The sequence below is a fragment of the Bradyrhizobium sp. Ai1a-2 genome (assembly GCF_000426245.1).
Lineage (GTDB): Bacteria > Pseudomonadota > Alphaproteobacteria > Rhizobiales > Xanthobacteraceae > Bradyrhizobium.
This window is the reverse complement of record NZ_AUEZ01000015.1, coordinates 114,982-133,378: the sequence shown is the minus strand read 5'-3', so window position 1 is coordinate 133,378 and position 18,397 is coordinate 114,982. Positions and strand designations below refer to the sequence as shown.

General features: G+C 63.5%; 22 protein-coding genes. 10 read left to right on the top strand and 12 right to left on the bottom strand.

What is annotated here, in order from left to right; genetic code table 11:
* Positions 1-555: 555 nt before the first annotated feature.
* On the bottom strand, positions 556-1,341 hold the full coding sequence (locus K288_RS0113235; RefSeq protein ID WP_027579985.1) for a fumarylacetoacetate hydrolase family protein: 786 nt from the start codon (positions 1,339-1,341) through the stop codon (positions 556-558).
* 78 nt (positions 1,342-1,419) lie between these two features.
* Positions 1,420-2,448, bottom strand: a complete 1,029-nt coding sequence (locus tag K288_RS0113230; protein ID WP_027579984.1) for an aldehyde reductase — start codon at positions 2,446-2,448, stop codon at positions 1,420-1,422.
* Between the two features lie 101 nt (positions 2,449-2,549).
* Here K288_RS0113230 and K288_RS0113225 point away from each other — a divergent pair, with 101 nt between their 5' ends.
* The gene (locus K288_RS0113225) at positions 2,550-2,978 is read left to right on the top strand and encodes a helix-turn-helix domain-containing protein (protein ID WP_027579983.1); all 429 of its coding nucleotides are present in this window, start codon (positions 2,550-2,552) and stop codon (positions 2,976-2,978) included.
* A gap of 162 nt (positions 2,979-3,140) precedes the next feature.
* On the opposite strand, the gene dksA is transcribed toward K288_RS0113225, so the two are convergent.
* Both dksA and K288_RS0113215 read right to left on the bottom strand, forming a co-directional pair.
* Complete coding sequence (gene dksA / locus K288_RS0113220; RefSeq protein ID WP_196237262.1) at positions 3,141-3,506, bottom strand: RNA polymerase-binding protein DksA; 366 nt, start codon at positions 3,504-3,506, stop codon at positions 3,141-3,143.
* A gap of 327 nt (positions 3,507-3,833) precedes the next feature.
* Complete coding sequence (locus K288_RS0113215; protein WP_027579981.1) at positions 3,834-4,247, bottom strand: flagellar assembly protein FliX; 414 nt, start codon at positions 4,245-4,247, stop codon at positions 3,834-3,836.
* Between the two features lie 267 nt (positions 4,248-4,514).
* Here K288_RS0113215 and K288_RS0113210 point away from each other — a divergent pair, with 267 nt between their 5' ends.
* The 4 genes from K288_RS0113210 (at position 4,515) to K288_RS0113195 (ending at position 7,027) form a co-directional block, all read left to right on the top strand.
* Positions 4,515-5,639, top strand: coding sequence for a flagellar basal body P-ring protein FlgI (locus tag K288_RS0113210; RefSeq protein ID WP_027579980.1), 1,125 nt, complete (start codon positions 4,515-4,517; stop codon positions 5,637-5,639).
* A complete protein-coding gene (gene flgJ / locus K288_RS0113205) occupies positions 5,639-5,995 on the top strand; it encodes a flagellar assembly peptidoglycan hydrolase FlgJ (protein WP_027579979.1) in 357 nt (118 codons plus the stop codon). Before K288_RS0113210 ends, flgJ begins: the two co-directional genes overlap by 1 nt.
* Before the next feature lie 15 nt (positions 5,996-6,010).
* The gene (locus tag K288_RS0113200; protein ID WP_027579978.1) at positions 6,011-6,508 is read left to right on the top strand and encodes a hypothetical protein; all 498 of its coding nucleotides are present in this window, start codon (positions 6,011-6,013) and stop codon (positions 6,506-6,508) included.
* Between the two features lie 153 nt (positions 6,509-6,661).
* Positions 6,662-7,027 carry a flagellar protein FlaG gene (locus K288_RS0113195; protein ID WP_027579977.1) on the top strand — a complete coding sequence of 122 codons (366 nt, stop codon included), beginning with the start codon at positions 6,662-6,664 and terminating at the stop codon, positions 7,025-7,027.
* 96 nt (positions 7,028-7,123) lie between these two features.
* Here K288_RS0113195 and K288_RS0113190 read toward each other — a convergent pair whose 3' ends face one another.
* The 3 genes from K288_RS0113190 to K288_RS0113180 all read right to left on the bottom strand — a co-directional run bounded on the left by K288_RS0113190 (position 7,124) and on the right by K288_RS0113180 (position 10,549).
* Positions 7,124-7,489, bottom strand: coding sequence for a hypothetical protein (locus K288_RS0113190; RefSeq protein ID WP_027579976.1), 366 nt, complete (start codon positions 7,487-7,489; stop codon positions 7,124-7,126).
* Between the two features lie 19 nt (positions 7,490-7,508).
* Positions 7,509-7,874: a flagellar biosynthesis regulator FlaF gene (flaF, locus tag K288_RS0113185; protein ID WP_027579975.1), complete on the bottom strand. Its 366-nt coding sequence runs from the start codon at positions 7,872-7,874 to the stop codon at positions 7,509-7,511.
* A gap of 206 nt (positions 7,875-8,080) precedes the next feature.
* The gene (locus K288_RS0113180) at positions 8,081-10,549 is read right to left on the bottom strand and encodes a flagellin (protein WP_027579974.1); all 2,469 of its coding nucleotides are present in this window, start codon (positions 10,547-10,549) and stop codon (positions 8,081-8,083) included.
* A 363-nt stretch (positions 10,550-10,912) separates the two neighbouring features.
* Here K288_RS0113180 and flbT point away from each other — a divergent pair, with 363 nt between their 5' ends.
* Positions 10,913-11,344 (top strand): flagellar biosynthesis repressor FlbT, encoded by a 432-nt coding sequence (flbT, locus tag K288_RS0113175; RefSeq protein WP_027579973.1) that lies wholly within the window; start codon positions 10,913-10,915, stop codon positions 11,342-11,344.
* 81 nt (positions 11,345-11,425) lie between these two features.
* Here the strand turns inward: flbT and msrB are convergent, their stop codons facing one another.
* Positions 11,426-11,926 carry a peptide-methionine (R)-S-oxide reductase MsrB gene (gene msrB / locus K288_RS0113170; protein WP_027579972.1) on the bottom strand — a complete coding sequence of 167 codons (501 nt, stop codon included), beginning with the start codon at positions 11,924-11,926 and terminating at the stop codon, positions 11,426-11,428.
* Between the two features lie 72 nt (positions 11,927-11,998).
* Entirely contained in the window at positions 11,999-13,474 is a 1,476-nt protein-coding gene (locus K288_RS0113165; RefSeq protein ID WP_027579971.1) for an FAD-binding oxidoreductase, read from the bottom strand.
* A 94-nt stretch (positions 13,475-13,568) separates the two neighbouring features.
* Here K288_RS0113165 and K288_RS0113160 point away from each other — a divergent pair, with 94 nt between their 5' ends.
* Both K288_RS0113160 and K288_RS0113155 read left to right on the top strand, forming a co-directional pair.
* Positions 13,569-14,111: a histidine phosphatase family protein gene (locus K288_RS0113160; protein ID WP_027579970.1), complete on the top strand. Its 543-nt coding sequence runs from the start codon at positions 13,569-13,571 to the stop codon at positions 14,109-14,111.
* Between the two features lie 121 nt (positions 14,112-14,232).
* Positions 14,233-14,658, top strand: a complete 426-nt coding sequence (locus tag K288_RS0113155; protein WP_027579969.1) for a universal stress protein — start codon at positions 14,233-14,235, stop codon at positions 14,656-14,658.
* A gap of 134 nt (positions 14,659-14,792) precedes the next feature.
* Here K288_RS0113155 and K288_RS0113150 read toward each other — a convergent pair whose 3' ends face one another.
* Positions 14,793-15,029, bottom strand: coding sequence for a DUF1127 domain-containing protein (locus K288_RS0113150; protein ID WP_027579968.1), 237 nt, complete (start codon positions 15,027-15,029; stop codon positions 14,793-14,795).
* Positions 15,030-15,207: 178 nt separating this feature from the next.
* Here K288_RS0113150 and K288_RS0113145 point away from each other — a divergent pair, with 178 nt between their 5' ends.
* Positions 15,208-16,551 carry a PLP-dependent aminotransferase family protein gene (locus K288_RS0113145; protein WP_027579967.1) on the top strand — a complete coding sequence of 448 codons (1,344 nt, stop codon included), beginning with the start codon at positions 15,208-15,210 and terminating at the stop codon, positions 16,549-16,551.
* 11 nt (positions 16,552-16,562) lie between these two features.
* On the opposite strand, the gene K288_RS0113140 is transcribed toward K288_RS0113145, so the two are convergent.
* Together K288_RS0113140 and K288_RS0113135 are read right to left on the bottom strand one after the other, a co-directional pair.
* Entirely contained in the window at positions 16,563-17,156 is a 594-nt protein-coding gene (locus K288_RS0113140; protein ID WP_027579966.1) for a YdcF family protein, read from the bottom strand.
* Between the two features lie 110 nt (positions 17,157-17,266).
* Positions 17,267-17,869, bottom strand: a complete 603-nt coding sequence (locus K288_RS0113135; RefSeq protein ID WP_043159786.1) for a hypothetical protein — start codon at positions 17,867-17,869, stop codon at positions 17,267-17,269.
* Between the two features lie 70 nt (positions 17,870-17,939).
* Between K288_RS0113135 and K288_RS0113130 the strand changes: the two genes are divergently transcribed.
* Positions 17,940-18,374 (top strand): hypothetical protein, encoded by a 435-nt coding sequence (locus K288_RS0113130; protein ID WP_027579964.1) that lies wholly within the window; start codon positions 17,940-17,942, stop codon positions 18,372-18,374.
* The last annotated feature ends 23 nt before the right edge of the window (positions 18,375-18,397 follow it).

Sequence of the window (18,397 nt, the reverse complement as noted above, 5' to 3'; positions counted from 1 at the left end):
TCCAGGCGACGATCGCCAAATCGTCCCAGTCCAACCTCCATCGACATAAGACCTCCCTCCACAAGACCGCCTCTCATCAGGGAATCAGTCTTCGCCGATCTTCGCAACAAAGATGTGTGCATTAGATAGCCGGTCACCGGGGAGAGCACGAAGTAAGCCGTAACACCATCGCGCAGGGAAAGCCGGAATGCTTCGGTTGAACCTGTGGTCCTACCCCCGTGCTTTTTGTTGCACGGGACCCACGGGTGCAACCAGCACCCGGCTTTCCCTGCGCCCTCCGATTTCGAGGAGGGTGAAACGAGACGCAAAGCTCGGGCGCGACGCGTCGCGAGAACGCAGGCTCATATCCGCTGTTTGAATCAGACGTAGGATGGGTAGAGCGAAGCGAAACCCATCATTCGCGCAGCTTGCTCCGAAGCTGATGGGTTTCGCTTCGCTCTACCCATCCTACGGAACTGCTGTTTGACACTTGAATCGCGATCTTGCCCCCGCGTCGTCCCGGCCTTGAGCAGGGACGACACCGAGAGAGAAGCGCGCTCGAACCAATCTACCGCATCACGCGAAGGTAGCCTTCACCTTGCCCAGTCCCGCGAGTTCCATGACGACGCTGTCGCCGGCGTTGAGCCATATCGTCTTCACGAGACTCCCCGTCAGCACGACCTGTCCGGCGTGCAGGCCCTTGCCTTCGGCGGCGAGATGGTTGGCGAGCCAGGCGAGCGCATGATGGGGATGGCCGAGCACGTCGGCGCCGGTGCCGCTCGCCATCTCCTCGCCATTGATGAGGGCACGGCCCTTGACGTCGTGCAGATCGGGCGCGGTGATACGCGGCACTGGCTTGCCAAGCACGCAGCCGGCGGCGAAGAAGTCATCCGCGATCAGCGTCGGCGCGCCCATCGCCTCCCATTTCGCATAGCGGTCGTCGACGATCTCGATCGCGGGATAATACTCCGCAACCGCCTCCGCCACCCATTCGGCGGTGAACGGCGCCTCGCCGGGCGCCAGATCGCGCGCCAGTTTCACCGCGATTTCGCATTCGACGCCGACGCGGACATAGTCGGAGATCTTGAGTTCGGCACCGCTCTCATGCACGCCCCTCTCGAACACGCCGCCGCCGCAAGGATGGTCGATCCCGAGATATTCCTGCATCACCGCGCTGGTGCAGCCGATCTTGTAACCGACGAGCGCGCCGATCTTCGGCAGCAGGAGGTCATGCACCGCGCGCTGGACCTGATAGCCCTCCTCCTCGTCGGCCGGCGCGAGATCCACCGGCAGCGCCGCCAGCGGCGCGCGGTTACGCCGAGCGCTGGCGATGGCCTTTGCGGCCGCTGCGGTCCTGTCCATGGCCACCTCCCGGATTGCGTGGTCGAGATGGCAATTCAGCACCACGGCGGGCGCTTGACAAGCGCGTCACAGACGCGCTCACGCCTTGACAAGGCCGAGCCTGATCAGGCTTTCGGCGGTCGCAAGGATGGCCTCGTCATCGCCACGCGGCGTCCAATCGAGCTTTTCGCGGGCCTTCGCGCCGGTGGAGCGGCGGACCTTGCCGAGCATCGGCACGGCATAGCGCAGCATGGGAACGCCCGTTGCGGCCAGCCGCACCACCCAGTCCGGCGCCTGGAAGCGCGGCACCCGCCGGGCAGCGGAACCAAGCTCGCGCCGCAGGAGATTGGCGATATCGAGCATCGACATCGGATCTCCGGCAACCGCGATGAAGCGTTCGCCGCACGCCGCCGGCGAGGTCATCGCGCGCAGATGCAGGTCCGCCACGTCGCGCACGTCGACCACGGCGAAATAGATTCGGGGCACCGCCGGCATCGCGCCGTTGAGCAGCATCTTGATGATGTCGATCGAGCCGGAGAAATCCGGCCCCAGGGCCGGCCCGAACACGCCGCCGGGATTGATGACGGACAGTTCCAGGCCGCCGCCCTCCTTCGCAATGAAATCCCAGGCCGCGCGCTCGGCGAGCGTCTTCGACTTGACATAGGCGAACACATCGTCGCCATTCAGGTTGGTCCAGCTCGTCTCGTCGAACGGTTGTGCCTGCGGCGGGTGGCCATAGCCGATCGCCCCCATCGACGACGTGATCACGACACGCCTGACGCCGGCATCGCGGGCGGCGCGCAGCACCCGCAGCGTTCCGTCGCGCGCGGGAATGATCATCTCGTTCTCGTCCTTCGGTACGTCGCTGCGAAGCGGGGACGCGACATGCAGCACGTAATCGCAACCGGCCACCACCTCGCGCCAGCCGGCATCCTGCGTGAGATCGGCGGTGAAGAACGACACGCTCTCGGGCGATGGCGCATTGCCCTCGCGCAGCATCGCGAGCACATCCTTGCTGCGCTCCGGCCGGCGTACCGTGGTGCGAACCTGATGGCCCGCGACCAGCAACTGCAAGATGGTGTGCACCCCGATGAAACCCGATCCGCCCGTAACCAAAACGGTGCTCATCCGACAAAGCCCTTCCTCAATCTTCGGCGTCGGCGCGGAAATTCGTTGCGCCGGCCTGCAATATCCGCATCTGGGCCACTATCTGCGAGAGGACAAGTAGGATGAAATTCGAGACCGGTATGGAAAACAATACCATCTCGCCTTGCGATTCCGCCGAATGCGCAGGCTGCACAACTGATCCGGCGCTGCTCGACGATTTCAAGCACGCCATCCACGCGCTCGGCGGCAAATGGAAGCTCGAAATTCTTTTCGCACTGATGAACGGCGCGATCCGCTTCGGCGCCCTGCGCCGCTCGCTCGGCGGCATCACCCAGCACATGCTGACCGCGCAGCTCCGGGAGCTTGAACGCGACGGCTTGGTCCTTCGTACCGTGCTTGCCGACAAGCCGCTGCGGGTGGAATACGAATTGACCGACGCCGCTTACGGCCTGTTGCCTGCGTTCCGGGAATTGCTCGCCTGGTCGAAGACCTATGGCTCACACGGCCATGCGGCGGCGCGCGAAGCGGCACTCGACGCCGAACTCGCCTGAATGTCGGTTCGTGACGTGATGCTGGAATGCGGCAAGCGGCGGCGGCTGGGATCAGCGACCCGGCAAGACGACCGAAGCGATGTTGAGAATGGATGTCATCATGGCGGCGCGGAACTGCCTCCGCCGGATGGCGGTTTCAATGGCACCGCCGCGAGCCCAACCCTACTCGTCCCGATAGACCTTTTCGCGCTTCTCGTGGCGTTCCTGGGCCTCGACCGAGAGCGTTGCGATCGGACGTGCCTCGAGGCGCTTGAGGGAGATCGGCTCGCCGGTCTCCTCGCAATAGCCGTAGGTGTTGTCCTCGATGCGCTGCAGTGCGGCATCGATCTTGGAGATCAGCTTGCGCTGGCGGTCGCGGGCGCGCAGCTCGATCGCACGGTCGGTCTCGGAGGAAGCACGGTCGGCAAGGTCGGGATGGTTGACGTTCTCTTCCTGCAAGGTCTGCAGCGTGAGCTTCGATTCGCGGAGGATCTCATCCTTCCAGGCCAGCAGCTTGGCGCGGAAATAGTCGCGCTGACGCTCGTTCATGAAAGGCTCTTTTTCAGAAGGCCGGTAGTTCTTCAGCTTTTCCAAAGGCAGTCCATGTCCCTGTCAGGCGGACGAAAATGGGTCATCCGCGCGGCGCCTTATATAGCTACCTCATGTGACAGACAATATCGGTGCAACCGCTCGGAAGTGCCATTTCCGCCCCCTTACACAGGCAAGTTGGTCCCGTTCCGCCCGGACCAGTCGGTGCGCTCGTCCTGCACCGACAACCCGGAGACTGAAGGGGCCGGATCAGCCCTTTTTGCCCGGCGGAAGGGAATTAAATCCGCACTCGCCGGGCCGGGCGAATCGCTATCGAGGCAACCGACCCTAGGTCTGCCCGGCCTTGGCGAGCTCGACCTCGACGCGAAGCTCGATTTCGGACAGGACCGCATCGAGGCCCGGATCGCCGGACGAGGATTTCAGGCTGGCGGCGGCATCGCGCAGCCGCGCGACGGTCGTCGCCGCCAGATTGCCGGCCAGAAGGCCGATCTTGAGTTCGTCGAGCACGTCGAGCGCGCCGCGGCCCCGCGCGACCGAGCGCTTGCGGCGTTCCACGGGGTCCTCGACACCCTGCAGCGCGAGCAGCGCATCGATATTGGCGGCCGCTTTCGGGGCCGCGCCGGAACGGACCTCGCCCGCTTCCGTCGAGGGTTCCGGCAGCGAGAAGCTGCTCGAGCTGGACCGCCGCGCACTGTTCGCGGGCGTTCCAAGCGTGGTGCCGTTCGGTCCTGAGATGCGCATCGTCGATGATCCCACGGGCGTGCTGGGCGGAACCTTCGCCCCGTTATGGTTAATGGTCCGTAAACGACCCGGCAAAATCTGCCGCCGGCCGGCAGTTTCGACTCCGCCGGCAAACGGGGCGCGAACGGCGATCACACAATTTCACTCAAGATATCAATGATTTGATCTATCGGCCCGTCATGGCACAGCGCTGGCATAGGGAATGTGCGGATCGCCGCTATGGGAGTGGCGTGCCGGTCCGACGGAAGACCTCGAGGGGAGCACAGGATGCCCGGCATCCGTTCGGCACATTATTTCGCAGCCGCCTGCGCAGCGTGGCTCGCGCTCGCGCTGACCGCTTTGCCGGCCGGCGCGACGTCGCGGATCAAGGACCTCGCCAACATCGAAGGCGTGCGGCAGAATCAGCTGATCGGCTACGGCCTCGTGGTCGGCCTCAACGGCACCGGCGATACCCTCAACAACATCCCCTTCACCAAGCAGTCGCTGCAGGCGATGCTGGAACGGATGGGCGTCAACATCCGCGGCGCCACCATCCGCACCGGCAACGTCGCCGCCGTGATGGTCACCGGCAACCTGCCGGCCTTCGGCACGCAGGGCACGCGGATGGACGTCACCGTCTCCGCGCTTGGCGACGCCAAGGACCTGCGCGGCGGCACCCTGCTCGTCACCCCCCTGCTCGGCGCCGACGGCAATGTCTATGCAGTCGCGCAAGGCACACTCGCGATCTCCGGGTTCCAGGCCGAAGGCGAAGCCGCCAAGATCGTGCGCGGCGTGCCGACCGTCGGCCGCATTGCCAACGGCGCGATCATCGAGCGCGAGATCGAGTTCACGCTCAACCGCCTGCCCAATGTCCGCCTCGCGCTGCGCAACGCCGACTTCACCACCGCCAAGCGCATCGCGGCGGCGGTGAACGATTTCCTCGGGGTGAAGACGGCCGAGCCGCTCGATCCCTCAACCGTGCAACTCAACATCCCCTCGGAGTTCAAGGGCAACGTCGTCGCCTTGCTGACCGAGATCGAGCAGTTGCAGGTCGATCCGGATCTTGCCGCCAAGATCGTGATCGACGAGCGCTCCGGCATCATCGTGATGGGCCGCGACGTTCGCGTCGCCACCGTGGCGGTCGCGCAAGGCAATCTCACGGTGTCGATCTCCGAAACCCCGCAAGTGAGCCAGCCCAACCCGTTGTCGCAGGGACGGACGGTGGTGACGCCGCGCTCGAATGTGCAGGTTACCGAGGACGGCAAGAAATTCGCGCTGGTGAAAGACGGCGTCTCGCTGCAGCAACTTGTCGACGGCCTCAACGGACTCGGGATCGGCCCGCGCGACCTGATCAGCATCCTGCAGGCGATCAAGGCCGCCGGCGCGATCCAGGCCGACATCGAGGTGATGTGATGCAGAGCGGATTCGTCGACGCCATCACCAATCCCTACCACGCACCGCGCGGCAACGGCCGCAACGATCCGCAACTGGCGGAGGCGCTGACGAAGGTCTCGCCGGAAATGCAGGCGAAGGCCCGCGCGAAGGCACAGGATTTCGAGGCGCTGTTCCTCAATTCGATGTTTTCGCAGATGACCAGCGGCATCAAGGGCGAAGGCCCGTTTGGCGACACGCCCGGCACCGGCGTGTGGCGTTCGATGCTGACGGAAGAATATTCGAAATCGTTCGCGAAATCCGGCGGCGTCGGCATTTCCAACGAAGTGTTCCGCACGCTGATCCTGCAGCAGGCAGGCGGCGCCAGCCAAGCTTGAGGAGATCAGGACAAGATGAACCAGCGTCTTCAATCGGGGCCGGCGCCGGCGCCAGCGGCGAAATCTGCAGCTTCGACACCTGCCGAAATCCGCAAGCTTGCGGAGGACTTGATGGATGTGATGAGCGCGCTGCTTGGCATCACCGAGCGTGAGACAGAGCTGGTGCGCGCCGGCAAGGTGCGCGAGGCGATGCAACTGGAAGCGCAGAAATCGGAATTGTCACGCCGCTACATGGTCGCGGTCGAGAATGTGAAGGCTGCGCAGAAGCTGCTGTCACAGGCGGCACCCGACCTCCTGAACACGTTGCGCCGCCACCACGACACTTTCCGCGCGATGCTGCAGGTCAACCTCACCGTTCTCGCCACCGCGCATGCGGTGTCGGAAGGCATCGTGCGCGGCGTCAACAGCGAGATTCAGCGCCGCAACATGCCGAATACCTACACCGCGACTGGCCGACGCGCCGCGCCGGGACCGCGCCACATCACGCCGCTCGCGGTCAGCCGGTCGCTCTGAACAATTCATTTAAAACTGTCACGCGAGCGTAAGCGCGACATTCAGCGCGTTCCCTAACAACCTATTGAGAGGTGCCGGCCTAGAGTTGCGGTTTGAGGAGGGTTGGGATTTGACTCGAAGCATTAGCTAGTGCGCATGCACTAGGAGGCTGTAATGAGTACAGATTTCAGCATCAAGCCGGTCGGGGTACCGGTTGCAGCGCCGATTACCGCTCCGGTCAGCGAGGCGGCGCAGAATGCCGTCCCGACTGAATTGCCGCCGAGCCGGAGCGTCACGGCGGCGGATGCAGGCGCGCGCGCCAGCATCAATTCCAACGTCGTCAGCGCTTCCGTTTCCAACCAAGTGATTATCGATCGCGACGCCGCTTCCGTCGTCTATCAGGTCGTCGACAACCGCACGAGCCAGGTGGTGAGGCAGTTTCCCGAAGAGGCGGTGCTGCGTCGCCGCGCCTATTTCCGCACGATGGACCTGACCAAGGAAGCGCCGACGCGTATCGGCGCCACCGACCGCAGGGCATGATGCTTCAGAGCGTTTTCGAGCGAAGTGGATACCGGTTCGCATGAAGAAAACGCGTCAAACAAAAAATCCAAAGCTTCGGTTCTCAGAACTGAAGCTTTAGCCCTGACGCTTCGCGTAGGCCTGGTCGAGATACGTCCCCCCGGTCGCGGGGTCGTTGACGACGTTCTTGATCAGCGCCGTGCCGACCGAGGTGAGCGTGAACTTGGTATCGCCGACCCGGAACGACTGATCCTTGATCAGGACGTCCTGGTACTTGCTGGTACCCTCGCTCTGGTAGTGCACCTTGGCGCGGAAGCCCGTCACATTCGAGACCTGGATCTTGAACGACTTGTTGTTGGCGTATTTGCCGGTCCAGCTGCCCTCGTAGAGCTCAGGATCAACAGCCACATAGGGCGTCTTGGAGGGAACGTTCAGCCCGACGGCCTTGTAGTTGGCCGCCAGGATGCTCATCATGTCGGCCATTGCAGCCGCTCCACCCTGCCTAGCCGCGGCCCGCGAGGCCGGCGGCGAGGTTGCAGTTGATGTCGATCAGCGACTTCAGCTTCGCCGGATCGGGATTGATCTGCATCTCGACGGTCTGCTTCATCACGAACACGCCGATATTGGTGATGTTCTGGCGCACTTCGAGCGGCTGCGGATTGTCATTGGCCTGCGCGGCGCTCATGAAGATCGACCACAGGCGGCGATTGAACAGCAGCGCGTTCTGCATCGCCTTGTCGGGCCCATTCCAGTTTGCCTGGACTTCCTGAAGCTGTCGTGCAGCCTTTAGCAGCGCCTGCGCTTCGATTTCACGTGGGGACGCCGTCGTGGTTGACGTACGTGCGTAGGCCTGAGCTGCATTTGACATTCACGAACCTCGGTGGGAGCGGTTTGGACCGCGGGGCCTCAAAAGTGCCCAACTTTCATACAGACCGTGCCTTTAAATATGGTTAGCAACGGTTACCAAATGTGTCCGTTTTCCGGCAGAAGCCCTCACGCCACACCTTAACCAAACGAAGACGGCGGGGTTTTCTCCCGCCGTCTTGCGCCGTTCTTGATTTGATGCGGCTACGCTTAGCGGAGCAGCTGGAGCACGCTCTGCTGGCTCTGGTTGGCGAGCGCGAGCGCGGACACCGCGATCGACTGGCGGGTCGACAGCGCCTGGCTGTTGGCCGCTTCCTCGTTGGTGTCGGCCAGCGTCAGGTTGGACGAGCCGGTCTGCAGCACGTTGATCAGGTTCTTGGAGAAGTCCTGACGGATCTGCACGATCGACAGGTTCGAACCGAACGACGACGCCTGAGCGCGCAGCGTGCTCGAGGCGTTGGTGAGGCCGCTCACGACCTTCTGCACGGAGTCGTTGTCCTTGAAGTCGCCGGAAGACAGCGCTGCAAGGCCGAGGCCCGCGGAGTTGAAGTTGACGCCGGAGATCGCCAGCGTCGACTTGCCGGTTTCGTTGAAGGTCAGCCGCAGCGTGTCGCCGGTGAGCAGGTTGACGCCGTTGAAGGAGGCGTCCTGCGCCGTGGTCGTGATCTGGTCCAGGATGTTGTTGTACTGGTTGACCAGATCGTCGCGGGCGGCGCTCGCCGACGCATCGACCACCGGATCGCTCGGGGTCTTGCCGAAGAACAACTGGCCCGAGACGGCCGCGGTGCCGCTGATCAAGCCGATCGTCGCGGAAGCCGCGTCGTTTGCGGTGGTGATCGTCAGCGTGCCGTCCTGAGCCAGCGTCGCCTGGAGGTTGTTCGACTTCAGCTCCGCGTTGAGGTCGTTCAACGAGGTCACGTGGCCCGGACCAGTACCACCGAAGGTGATGCTGGTCGCGGTCCCGCCGCCGGTGGAGCCGATCGACAGCGTTTGGCCATCGAGCGGCGACGGGCCGTGGTCACGGACCTTGCTGATCGGGCCCGCAAAGCCGAGGGCCGCCATCGCTGCCGTGTTCGAGCTGGTGATCGTCAGATCGCTCGTGGTACCGGTATGCAGTGTGATCTGGCCGCCGGACACCGACGAGGAGTTCGCGGGGGCACCGGTCAACGCGTCGATCTTGTGCAGCAGCGTATCGATGCTGTCGTCCTTGTTGATGTGGTTGTTGTCGGCGGCGCCGTTGTCCACGAAGGTGATGGTCTGGCCATTGATTGTGATCGTATCGCCGGTCTGGAAACCGGTGGTGATCGCGTCGCTGGCTGCGGCTGCGGTGCCCGACAGCTTGGTAGCACCGGTGATCTGCACGGCGCCCGCCGTGGGCGTGCGGCTCACCTTGTTGTCGGTGAGGCCGCTAAGCCCAAGCTTGGCCAGGGTGGCAGCATTGGAGCCCGCGAAGTCCACGTCCTGCGTGGCGCTGGTCAGGATATGGATCTTGCCGGCATCGGCACCGGTTCCGACGCTTGCGGTGCCGCCCGAAGCCTGGTTGATGGCCGTAAGGATATCGCCGATCGTCCCGGTGGTTACGTCGATCGAAAGATCGTTATTGCCTACCGTACCGGACGTGCCGCCGCCGCTGTTGAATGCGATCGTCTTGCCGTTGATCACGAGGACGTCGGTGTTGGTGAACGCTGCGCCGGCGCCGACCAGGGCGTCTGTGCTACCAGGGAGCTGGGGGCCCGAGAGCTTGGTCGCCGAGGTGATCGGGGTCGTGCTGTTGATGGTGCCGCCAGTACGGTTCACGTCCTGCGTGGTCGCCGAAAGGCCGAGCTTGGCAAGCGTGCCGGCCGCACCGCCGGTGCCGTCCTCGATGTTGATGTCGTGGGCAAGACCAGTGCTGAGCTGGATCGCGCCGCCAGAGATGCTGGATGCAACGGCGGCGCCAGTACCAGTATTGCCAGTGATCGTGTCGATCGCATCCAGCACGTCGCCCAGCGTCTGATCGATACCGATCGTGTAGTTGCCGCCGGCATCGGCCGCCGCGGCGCCCGAGGCCGTGAAGGTGATCGTCTTGCCGTTGATCGAGAAGCTATCGTTGACGGCCAGATTGCCGCCAGCCGCGGTGTTGAGGGCCGAGCCGGCGACCGTCGCGGCATTGATCTGGGTACCCAGGGTGGCCAAGCTATTGTTGTAGGCGGTCTGGTGCGTGGCGTTGACGACCGTGCCGTCCGCCGAGTTCGCGCTATAGCTCGTCAGGTTGTTGTTGACCGCGAGCGTCCCCTGGACCGTCGTATCGATCGCCGCGCCGGTGCCGAGCAGGTTCGAGGCGGTGGCGCCGTTGATCTTGACGCTCACGCTGGACTTTGCGGAGTAGCCGACGGTCGACTGCAATGCCTGGGTCGCGACCGACTTGGCGCTGTCGACCAGCTTTTGCAGCGAGGTGATACCGGTGTTCGCCGCCTGCAGCACCTGCACGCCGTTGCCGATGCCATCGAGCAGGTTGTTGATGTCGCTGGCGCGGTTGTCGAGCGCGGCGGCTGTGAAATAGTTGGTCGGGTTATCGAGGGCCGAGTTGACCTTCTTGCCGGTGGACAGGCGGCTTTGGGTGGTGGCGAGCAGATCGGCTGTCGACTGCAGCGAGAGCAGGTTCTGGCGAACCGATGACGAAAGGACAATACCGGACATTTTTCATACCTTTCTGGTGTGAAACAGGAACACGTCGCTTCCAATCGTTTTTGATCGGATGACGGCTCACCTTGGAACCAAGTGTCCTAAGAAAAAATGAATCCCTTCGATCGCGTTTCAGGCCACGTAACAGCGCGAAAATACTACACAATGGAACGGATCCTCCGGAATACTACTGAATTGGCTGCACCTTCGGATGGAAGGGCAAGCTCGGCAGTGACGGCGTTTACCGACCGTTAACCATGATCGGAAAGGATTGCGGCGCGATCGGCCGCCATCGGTCTTAACGGCCCATGCGAGCCAGACATGATTCGATTTCGTCGCAACGACGCATCGCGCGGATGGCGGCAAAGGAGAACGGGAATGGCATTGAAGGTCGAGCTGAAGCCGAACGAGCGGATCATCATCGGCTCCTGCGTGGTCACCAACACCGATCAGCGGGCTCGCCTCCTGATCGATGGCGACAAGATTCCGATCCTGCGCGAGAAGGACATCCTGACGCCGGAGACGGCCGACACGCCGGCCAAGCTGGTCTATCTCGCAGTGCAGCTGATGTATCTCTCACCCGACCCAATGGCGCACCACCCGACCTATTTCAGCCTGGTGCGCGACATCATCACGGCGATGCCCAGCGGCTGGCCCTTCATCGAAGGCATCAACAACCACATCCTCAACGGCGACCTCTATCACGCGCTGAAGGAATCGAAGAAGCTGATCGCGCACGAAGAGGCGCTGCTGGAGAGCGCGAGGAAGCTCGATGCTCCCGCGCTGGAAGACGAACGCAAGTCGGCGTGAGGCGATCGCCTGATCAAGAAAAAGGCCTCCGGAACGGAGGCCTTTTTTGTGTTCGTTACATCTTGCGTGATGAAGATAGATTCAGGTGGCTGACGCTGTCGCCGGGTGGAAGACCAGCGCAAAACCATCCATGCAGTAGCGCAGACCCGTCGGCTTAGGACCGTCGTCAAACACGTGGCCGAGATGGCCGCCGCAGCGACGGCAATGCACCTCCGTGCGTGCCATGCCAAAGGTGCGATCCTCGGTGGTGCCGACGGCGTTTTCGAGCGGCTGATAGAAACTCGGCCAGCCGGTGCCGCTTTCGAACTTGGTGTCGGAGGAGAACAGCGGCAGATCGCAGCCCGCGCAGGCGAAGATGCCCTTGCGATGCTCCTTCAAGAGCGGGCTAGACCAGGGCCGCTCCGTGCCCTGCTTGCGCAGGATGTCGTATTGCTGCGGTGTGAGCTGCGCGCGCCACTCGGCGTCGGTCTTCTGGATCTCGAATTTCTCGGCGGCCTCCGCCGGCGAGCCGCGCAGCCAGCGGAAGGCGGCGAAGCTGAACAGGCCGGCAACGGAAGCGAGCAGGAAACGGCGGTCAATCATGATGGTCTCCGTAGAGGCGGATGACGATTGTTCGCTGTCAGGTACGATCACCCGGTGGGAACGTTACACCGGTCAGTCCCTGAGCTCCTCACTTTTCTGCGAGCTTGAGCCATACGGATCCTGCGGCGCGGGCGGTTGCGGGTGTACGGTCCGTTGGCCGCCGGGCGGCGGTCGGCGGCGCGGCGGCCGCGGCAGGGTGCCTGCCTGGCGATTGGCCTCGGCGAGACGTGCGTTGCGGATGCGCTCTTTGGCGCGCAGACCTTCCCGATAGCGCGCCAGTACGTTGGCGGCGGCGGAGGCCCCCCGCCCCCAAAGGCTGATCAGATGCGCCGCGACGCGGCCGGTCGTCCCACCCGCCCAGACCAGTTCGAACGGCGAGAACAGGCGCCAGCGTTCATCGCCCCACAGGATGCTGCGCGCGATCAATACCCCTGCCATCGCCGAGGTGTTCATGCCCTGCCGGCCAAAGCCGCTTGCGACCCAAAGGCCTTTGCGCAATTCGCCGATCTGCGGCATGCCGTGCACGGTCACGCCAACTGCGCCGCCGAAGACATCGTCGATCCTCACCTTGCCGAGTTGCGGAAAGATGGTCGCGATGCGGCGTTGGATGGCGGAAGCGAAACGCTGCGGCTTCGCATTCCACGTCGTCTCCGGGCTCGCCCACATCAGCCGGTCGCCATCGACGATGCAGAAATGATCGATGCCGTCGCTGTCCATGACCGAGCCGTGAAAGGTGAGCGCCTCCGCGAGCCGCTCGCCAAGCGGCTCGCTCACCGCCGCATAGCGCCACACCGGCACCAGCGTGTCCGACAAGCGCTGGAGCGGCGCGCCGAGATGCACGTTGCCAGCGAGCACGATATGGTTCGCGCGCAAACGCGCAGAAGGCGTGACGATGCGCTTGCGGATACCGGAGAAGTCGATGCTGACTACCGGCGTATCCTCGAAGATGCGCGCCCCTGCCCGCTGCGCCAGCGCCGCCAAGCCATGCACATATTTGCGGCCGTCGACCTGGAACGCATTGGGATAGTAGATGCCGTGGAAATAGCGGTTGGTCCTGATGGTGCTGCGCACACGGTCGACCTGCCAGCCCTCGACCTCGGTCTCGAAATCCTGTGCCAGCGTCTGCAGCCGGCTGATCAGGGTCTTGCCGATATCGACGGTCGAAACCTGCAGCGCGCCCTCGCTCAACGCGATGCCCGGAATCATGTCCTCGGTCGCGGTCGCGCGAACGTAATCCGCGCCCGCCTTCGACAGCGCCCAGAGTTCGCGAGCGTCCTCCAGACCGACGCGCTCGATCAGGTCGGACACCGGAAGATTGAAGCCCGGCATCACCGTGCCGAGTTGGTTGCCGGAAGCGTTCCATCCGACCTGGCGGCCCTCGAGCACCGCGACACTGGCGCCAAGCCGCGCCGCTTCCCGTGCCACCGTCAACCCGGCAAGCCCGGCCCCGACCACGCAGACATCGACGTCCAGATCGGCCGAAAGGCGCGAGGGGAACGGCATCGCAGCATCAGGATCGTCGATCAGACTTGTGGAAGTCTCGCTCATGTCGTTTTCTTACGGACCGCAACACGGCTTGTCACCTTGCCGCGGGCATGAGCATGTAGATTAATCCAGAACACGTCGAATTGAGAATTGCGCCATGCGCCGTTTGATGCTGTTGCGTCACGCCAAGACCGAAACCGAATCGCCCACGGGCCAGGATCACGACCGCCGGCTCGACGAGCGCGGCCACCGCGATGCAGCGGAGATCGGCGCCTGGATCGGCCGGCATCCGCCGTTCCCCGACCGCGTGCTGGTCTCGCCCGCTGTCCGGGCGCATCAGACCTGGGAAGTCGCCTGGGAGGCGATGAAAGGGCTCGTGCCGCGGCCGGAGGTCGAATTCCTGCCGGAACTCTACGGCGCCGATCCGACCGAGTTGTTGCACACGATTCGCATGGCTTCGGTCAGCGACCCCAAACGGCTGATGCTGGTTGGTCACAATCCCGGCATGCATGAACTCGCCCTCACCCTCATTGGCAGCGGTGATGCGCATGCGAAGAAGGCGCTCGATCACAATTTGCCGACCTCCGGCCTTGCGATCTTCGACTTCCCGACGCACGACTGGACTGACGTGGCGTTCCGCCGCGGCAAGCTCGTACAATTTGTCAGCCCGAAACTATTGAAGCAGACTTCGGACGACTAGAGCGTTTTCGAGCGAAGTGGATCCCGGTTCGCGTGAAGAAAACGCGTCAAAACTAGAGTCAAGGCAGCCGGCGCGGAAATCGCCGCTTGCCGTGTCAATGTTGAGCGGACAGGAGGCGTGGATGTTCAAGTCCATTCTGGTGCCGATCGATTTGGCCGACACCGAGTTGGCGAAGCCTGCGATCGCGACGGCCGCGACGCTCGCGGAAAACTGGAAGGGTGCGGTACGCCTGCTCAATGTGCTGCCAATGACACCGGTGATGCTGGCCGAATATGTGCCGGCCGATTTCGATACCCAGCAGCGGCAGACCTCCGAGGAAGCGCTCGCGATCGTGGCACGCGAAAGCGGCATCGAGCCATCGCGCATATCGAGCGTAGTGCGACAGGGCGGCATCTATCACGAGATCCTCGAGGAAGCGGCGGCAATGCACGCCGACCTGATCGTGATGACCTCGCACCGGCCGGCGATGCGCACATACTTCCTCGGCTCCAATGCCGGCCATGTGGTGCGCTATGCGAAATGCTCGGTGCTGGTGGTTCGGCACTAAAGCGTGATGACTTTTCGTCGAACCGTCTTCCCGCTTTAGCTCTTCGTTTGAGCATGATCTCCGCGCAAACGCTTCGCGTTTGTCGCGAGGGAAAACCGGTTTCCACTTTTCCGAATCATGCTCCAGCCCGCGATCTATGGGAATTTCCCCATCACCGGGTTGAGCGCGCCGCCGACGGCGGCCTCGATCTGGCAGCGTGAGATTCCGATGTCGCGCAGCGCGCGGTCATCCAATCCACGAAGTTTCTTGATGGCGGCGCGGCGATCCAGATAACCGAGCAGCGCGTGCGCGCCCGCTTCGACCCAGCGGATCAGTCCGCCTGATGAGCCCGGCTGCGCGGGCCGGCCTGCGGCTGAGGATAGCGTCGACATCGTCTTCTCTCCGGCGTCTCCCGCGCGGCAAAGCGACGCCGTAGGCGCAAATGCTGACCGCAGCGCCGTCATTGACTTCGGATTGCTTGCGCACCCTCAGTACAATCGCAAGGTTGATACCCTCTAAATGATCCGGTAATTATCTCGGTTCAAGAGAAACATTGTCCTCGGTGCAATTATGTCGAAGTTCGAATATTTGCGGCTTGCCGACGCCATTGCTGCCGAGATAGCTGGTGGCGCGCTGAAAGCTGGCGACCGCCTGCCGCCACAACGCAGCTTTGCCTATGAGCGGAAGATCGCAGTGTCGACCGCGAGCCGGGTCTACACCGAGCTGTTGCGGCGCGGCCTCGTCGTCGGCGAAGTCGGCCGCGGCACCTTCATCTCCGGCGACGCGCGGCGCGGCATCGCGGCGTCAGTCGAGGCGCATGGCTCGCGCATCGACATGGAATTCAACTATCCGCTGCTGCCGCAACAGGCGGCGATGATCGCGAAAAGCCTGGAGGGGTTGGAGCGAGCGGAGGCGCTCGAGGCCGCATTGCGCCCCGCGACAAGCACAGGCACGCAAGCCGTGCGACAGGTTTCGGCGGCGTTCCTCGCCCGCAAGGACTGGTCTCCAAGCGCCGAGCAGATCGTGTTCACCGCCAATGGCAGGCAATGCATTGCTGCGGCGCTCGCCGCGCTGGTGCCGCCGGGCGGGCGCTGCGGCGTCGAGGCGCTGACCTATCCCTTCATCAAGGGCATCGCGGTGCGGCTTGGCGTGACGCTGGTGCCGCTCGCGATGGACGCGCATGGCGTGCGGCCCGATGCAGTGCAGAAAGCGCACCGCGAGGCGCACCTATCGGCGCTCTATCTGCAGCCGACCATTCAAAACCCGCTGGGCATCACGATGCCGGCCGCCCGGCGCGCCGACCTGCTGCGGGTCGTCGAAAAGCTCGACCTCACCATCATCGAGGACACGGTCTACGGTTTTCTCGACGATGAGGCGCCGCTCGCTGTGCTTTCTCCCGACCGCTGCATCGTGCTCGACAGCCTCTCGAAGAAGGTCGCGCCGGGACTTGCGCTCGGCTTCATCGTTCCGCCGCCACGGCTGCGCGAGATCATCATGGCGTCCGTCCGCTCCGGCGGATGGACGGCATCGGGCTATGCATTTGCGGCCGGTCAGCGATTGATGAGCGACGGCACCGTGTCCGAGCTCACGCGGCTGAAGCGGATCGATGCGGCGCGCCGCCAGCAGATGGCCGCGAAATTGCTCACCGGTTTCGAAATCCAGGCCAATCCCAAGGCCTATCATCTCTGGCTGACATTGCCGGCGCATTGGCGCTCGCAGACTTTCGTCGCGGCCGCCGCCCGGCGCGACATCGCATTGACGCCGTCGACGACCTTCGCGGTCGCTCCGGGACATGCCCCCAACGCGGTCCGCCTGGCGCTGGGCGCGCCGACGCTGGAGCAGCTCGAAACCGGGCTCCGAGCCCTATCGGGCATCTTGATCGCGAAGGAAGAGGATTTCGACGCGACCGAATAGAGCCGCGCGTCTTACGCGACCGGCCATTCCGCGATGAAGCCTTTAGCCTTATATGGCTCGATCTTGTCCCACTCGCGCAGCACGCTGCGGCGAAATTCCGGATCAGTGTGCCACTGCGAGCGCGGCGTGGAAAAACTGTCGACCGTCACCAGCATCTTCTCGACCTCCGGCCAATGCCGCTGCAGCGTCATCGGATAGCGCCGCGAGGTCCAGCTATTACCAAGGCAGATGACGCTGCGGATATTTTCCAAACCCAATGCCGCATCGATGATGGGCAGAGAAAGGATCACGTTCTCGCCGGTATTCATCGCGCAATGTTCTTCGAGAATGATTTCGGCCGGGACGCCATGTGCGACCATCTCGGCCTTGATGATTTCGCATTCGGAAAGATGAGAGCCCGGCGTCACCCCGCCACTGACGATCGACCAACAGAAGAAACCCTCACGCCAGAGCCGACAAGCCTCGCCGACACGTAGATCGACGTCTTCGCGTGTGCCGAATACGAACAGGAGATCGGCCGGTTTGAGGGATGTGTGGATCAGATGCCTCGCATTGATCTCGGCAATCTCCGCCTCGGTCGGAATGCGTGCGCTTCGATCCTCCATGCATTTCCCCGCCCATCGATCAGCCAGGACGATGCCGCGAATGAAAGATTCCGCGAAGTCACTTTTCATTGCGCTCGGTTGCGATCATCTCGCTTCGTGTACGCAAAAAGCTATGGGAGCAACTTGACCGGCAGATGATCGAAGCCGTAGCTGCGCGGCCGGTTGCGCCCGACGAAGCCGCCGATCTGCCAGGCGAACAGGACGGCGAAGCCGATCAGGAACAGTACGCCGACGAATTCGCCGGTGTACAATGCACGCAGCAATAGCCCGATCATCGCGACCGCCAGCACCGCCAACACTGCGAGGGCGGCCGCATAGGTCACAGGTCCGAGCCCACCTGTCAGCACCGCCTTGCTGCCGGCCGCCTTCAGCCGCCGGTGCAACTCCTCGATGAAGGCACGGTAGCCGCGATCCTGCGGCTCCATCAGGGTTGCGGTCTGCCAGGTGGTCGAGAGGATGGCGAGGCGTCCGCCATTGGCATTCTGGATATCGGCACGGAAACGGCGCGACTGCATCGACACCGGACGATACGAGAGGCGGACCGCCGAGATATCGCGATAAGGCCAGACGCCGGAACGGCCGGCGATGCGCCACGACAGGCCGGCATCGGTCAATTCGAATTGATGCGCCGATCCGATCAATGATGCCTTGTAGGCATAGCGCGTCGCTGCGCCCTCGCCTGGCTCGGCGCTATTGGCTGATGACGTCGGCAATTCCACAACCCGGAGCAAACGGCTACCGCACGGCTTGCGCGGCGCGCCGCCTTCATCCTACAAGCAGACCATGGTTGAGACGACCTCTTTTCCACGCCACCTGATCCTTGGCGGCGCCATGATTTCCGGCGTGCTGCTGGCGCTCGCCGTGCACATGCTGGGCACACGCTACGGCCTCGATCTTGGCGGGCTGTGGCGCTCCGACACGCACGAATCCATGCCGGCTGGGGCGGCAATCGCCTGGTGGCTGATCGCGACGGTGGCGTTCTGTGGCGGCTATTTCACCGCGAACCTGATGCACAGCGCCGTCTCCGGCGAGATCCCGCCGCGAATGCGGCAATTCCTGATCGCCGTCGGCGTCCTGATCCTCGCCGGCGCCGGCCAGGTGGCTTCCGCACCGAGTTCGATCTCGACCATCTCGATCGTGGAGGCAGGCCTCGCCGCGCTGTGCCTCGGCGGTGCGATGGCGTTTTGCGGCGCGCATTTCGCGCTGCGCAGGAACTAAGCTCGCTGGCATTGGTGTGACCT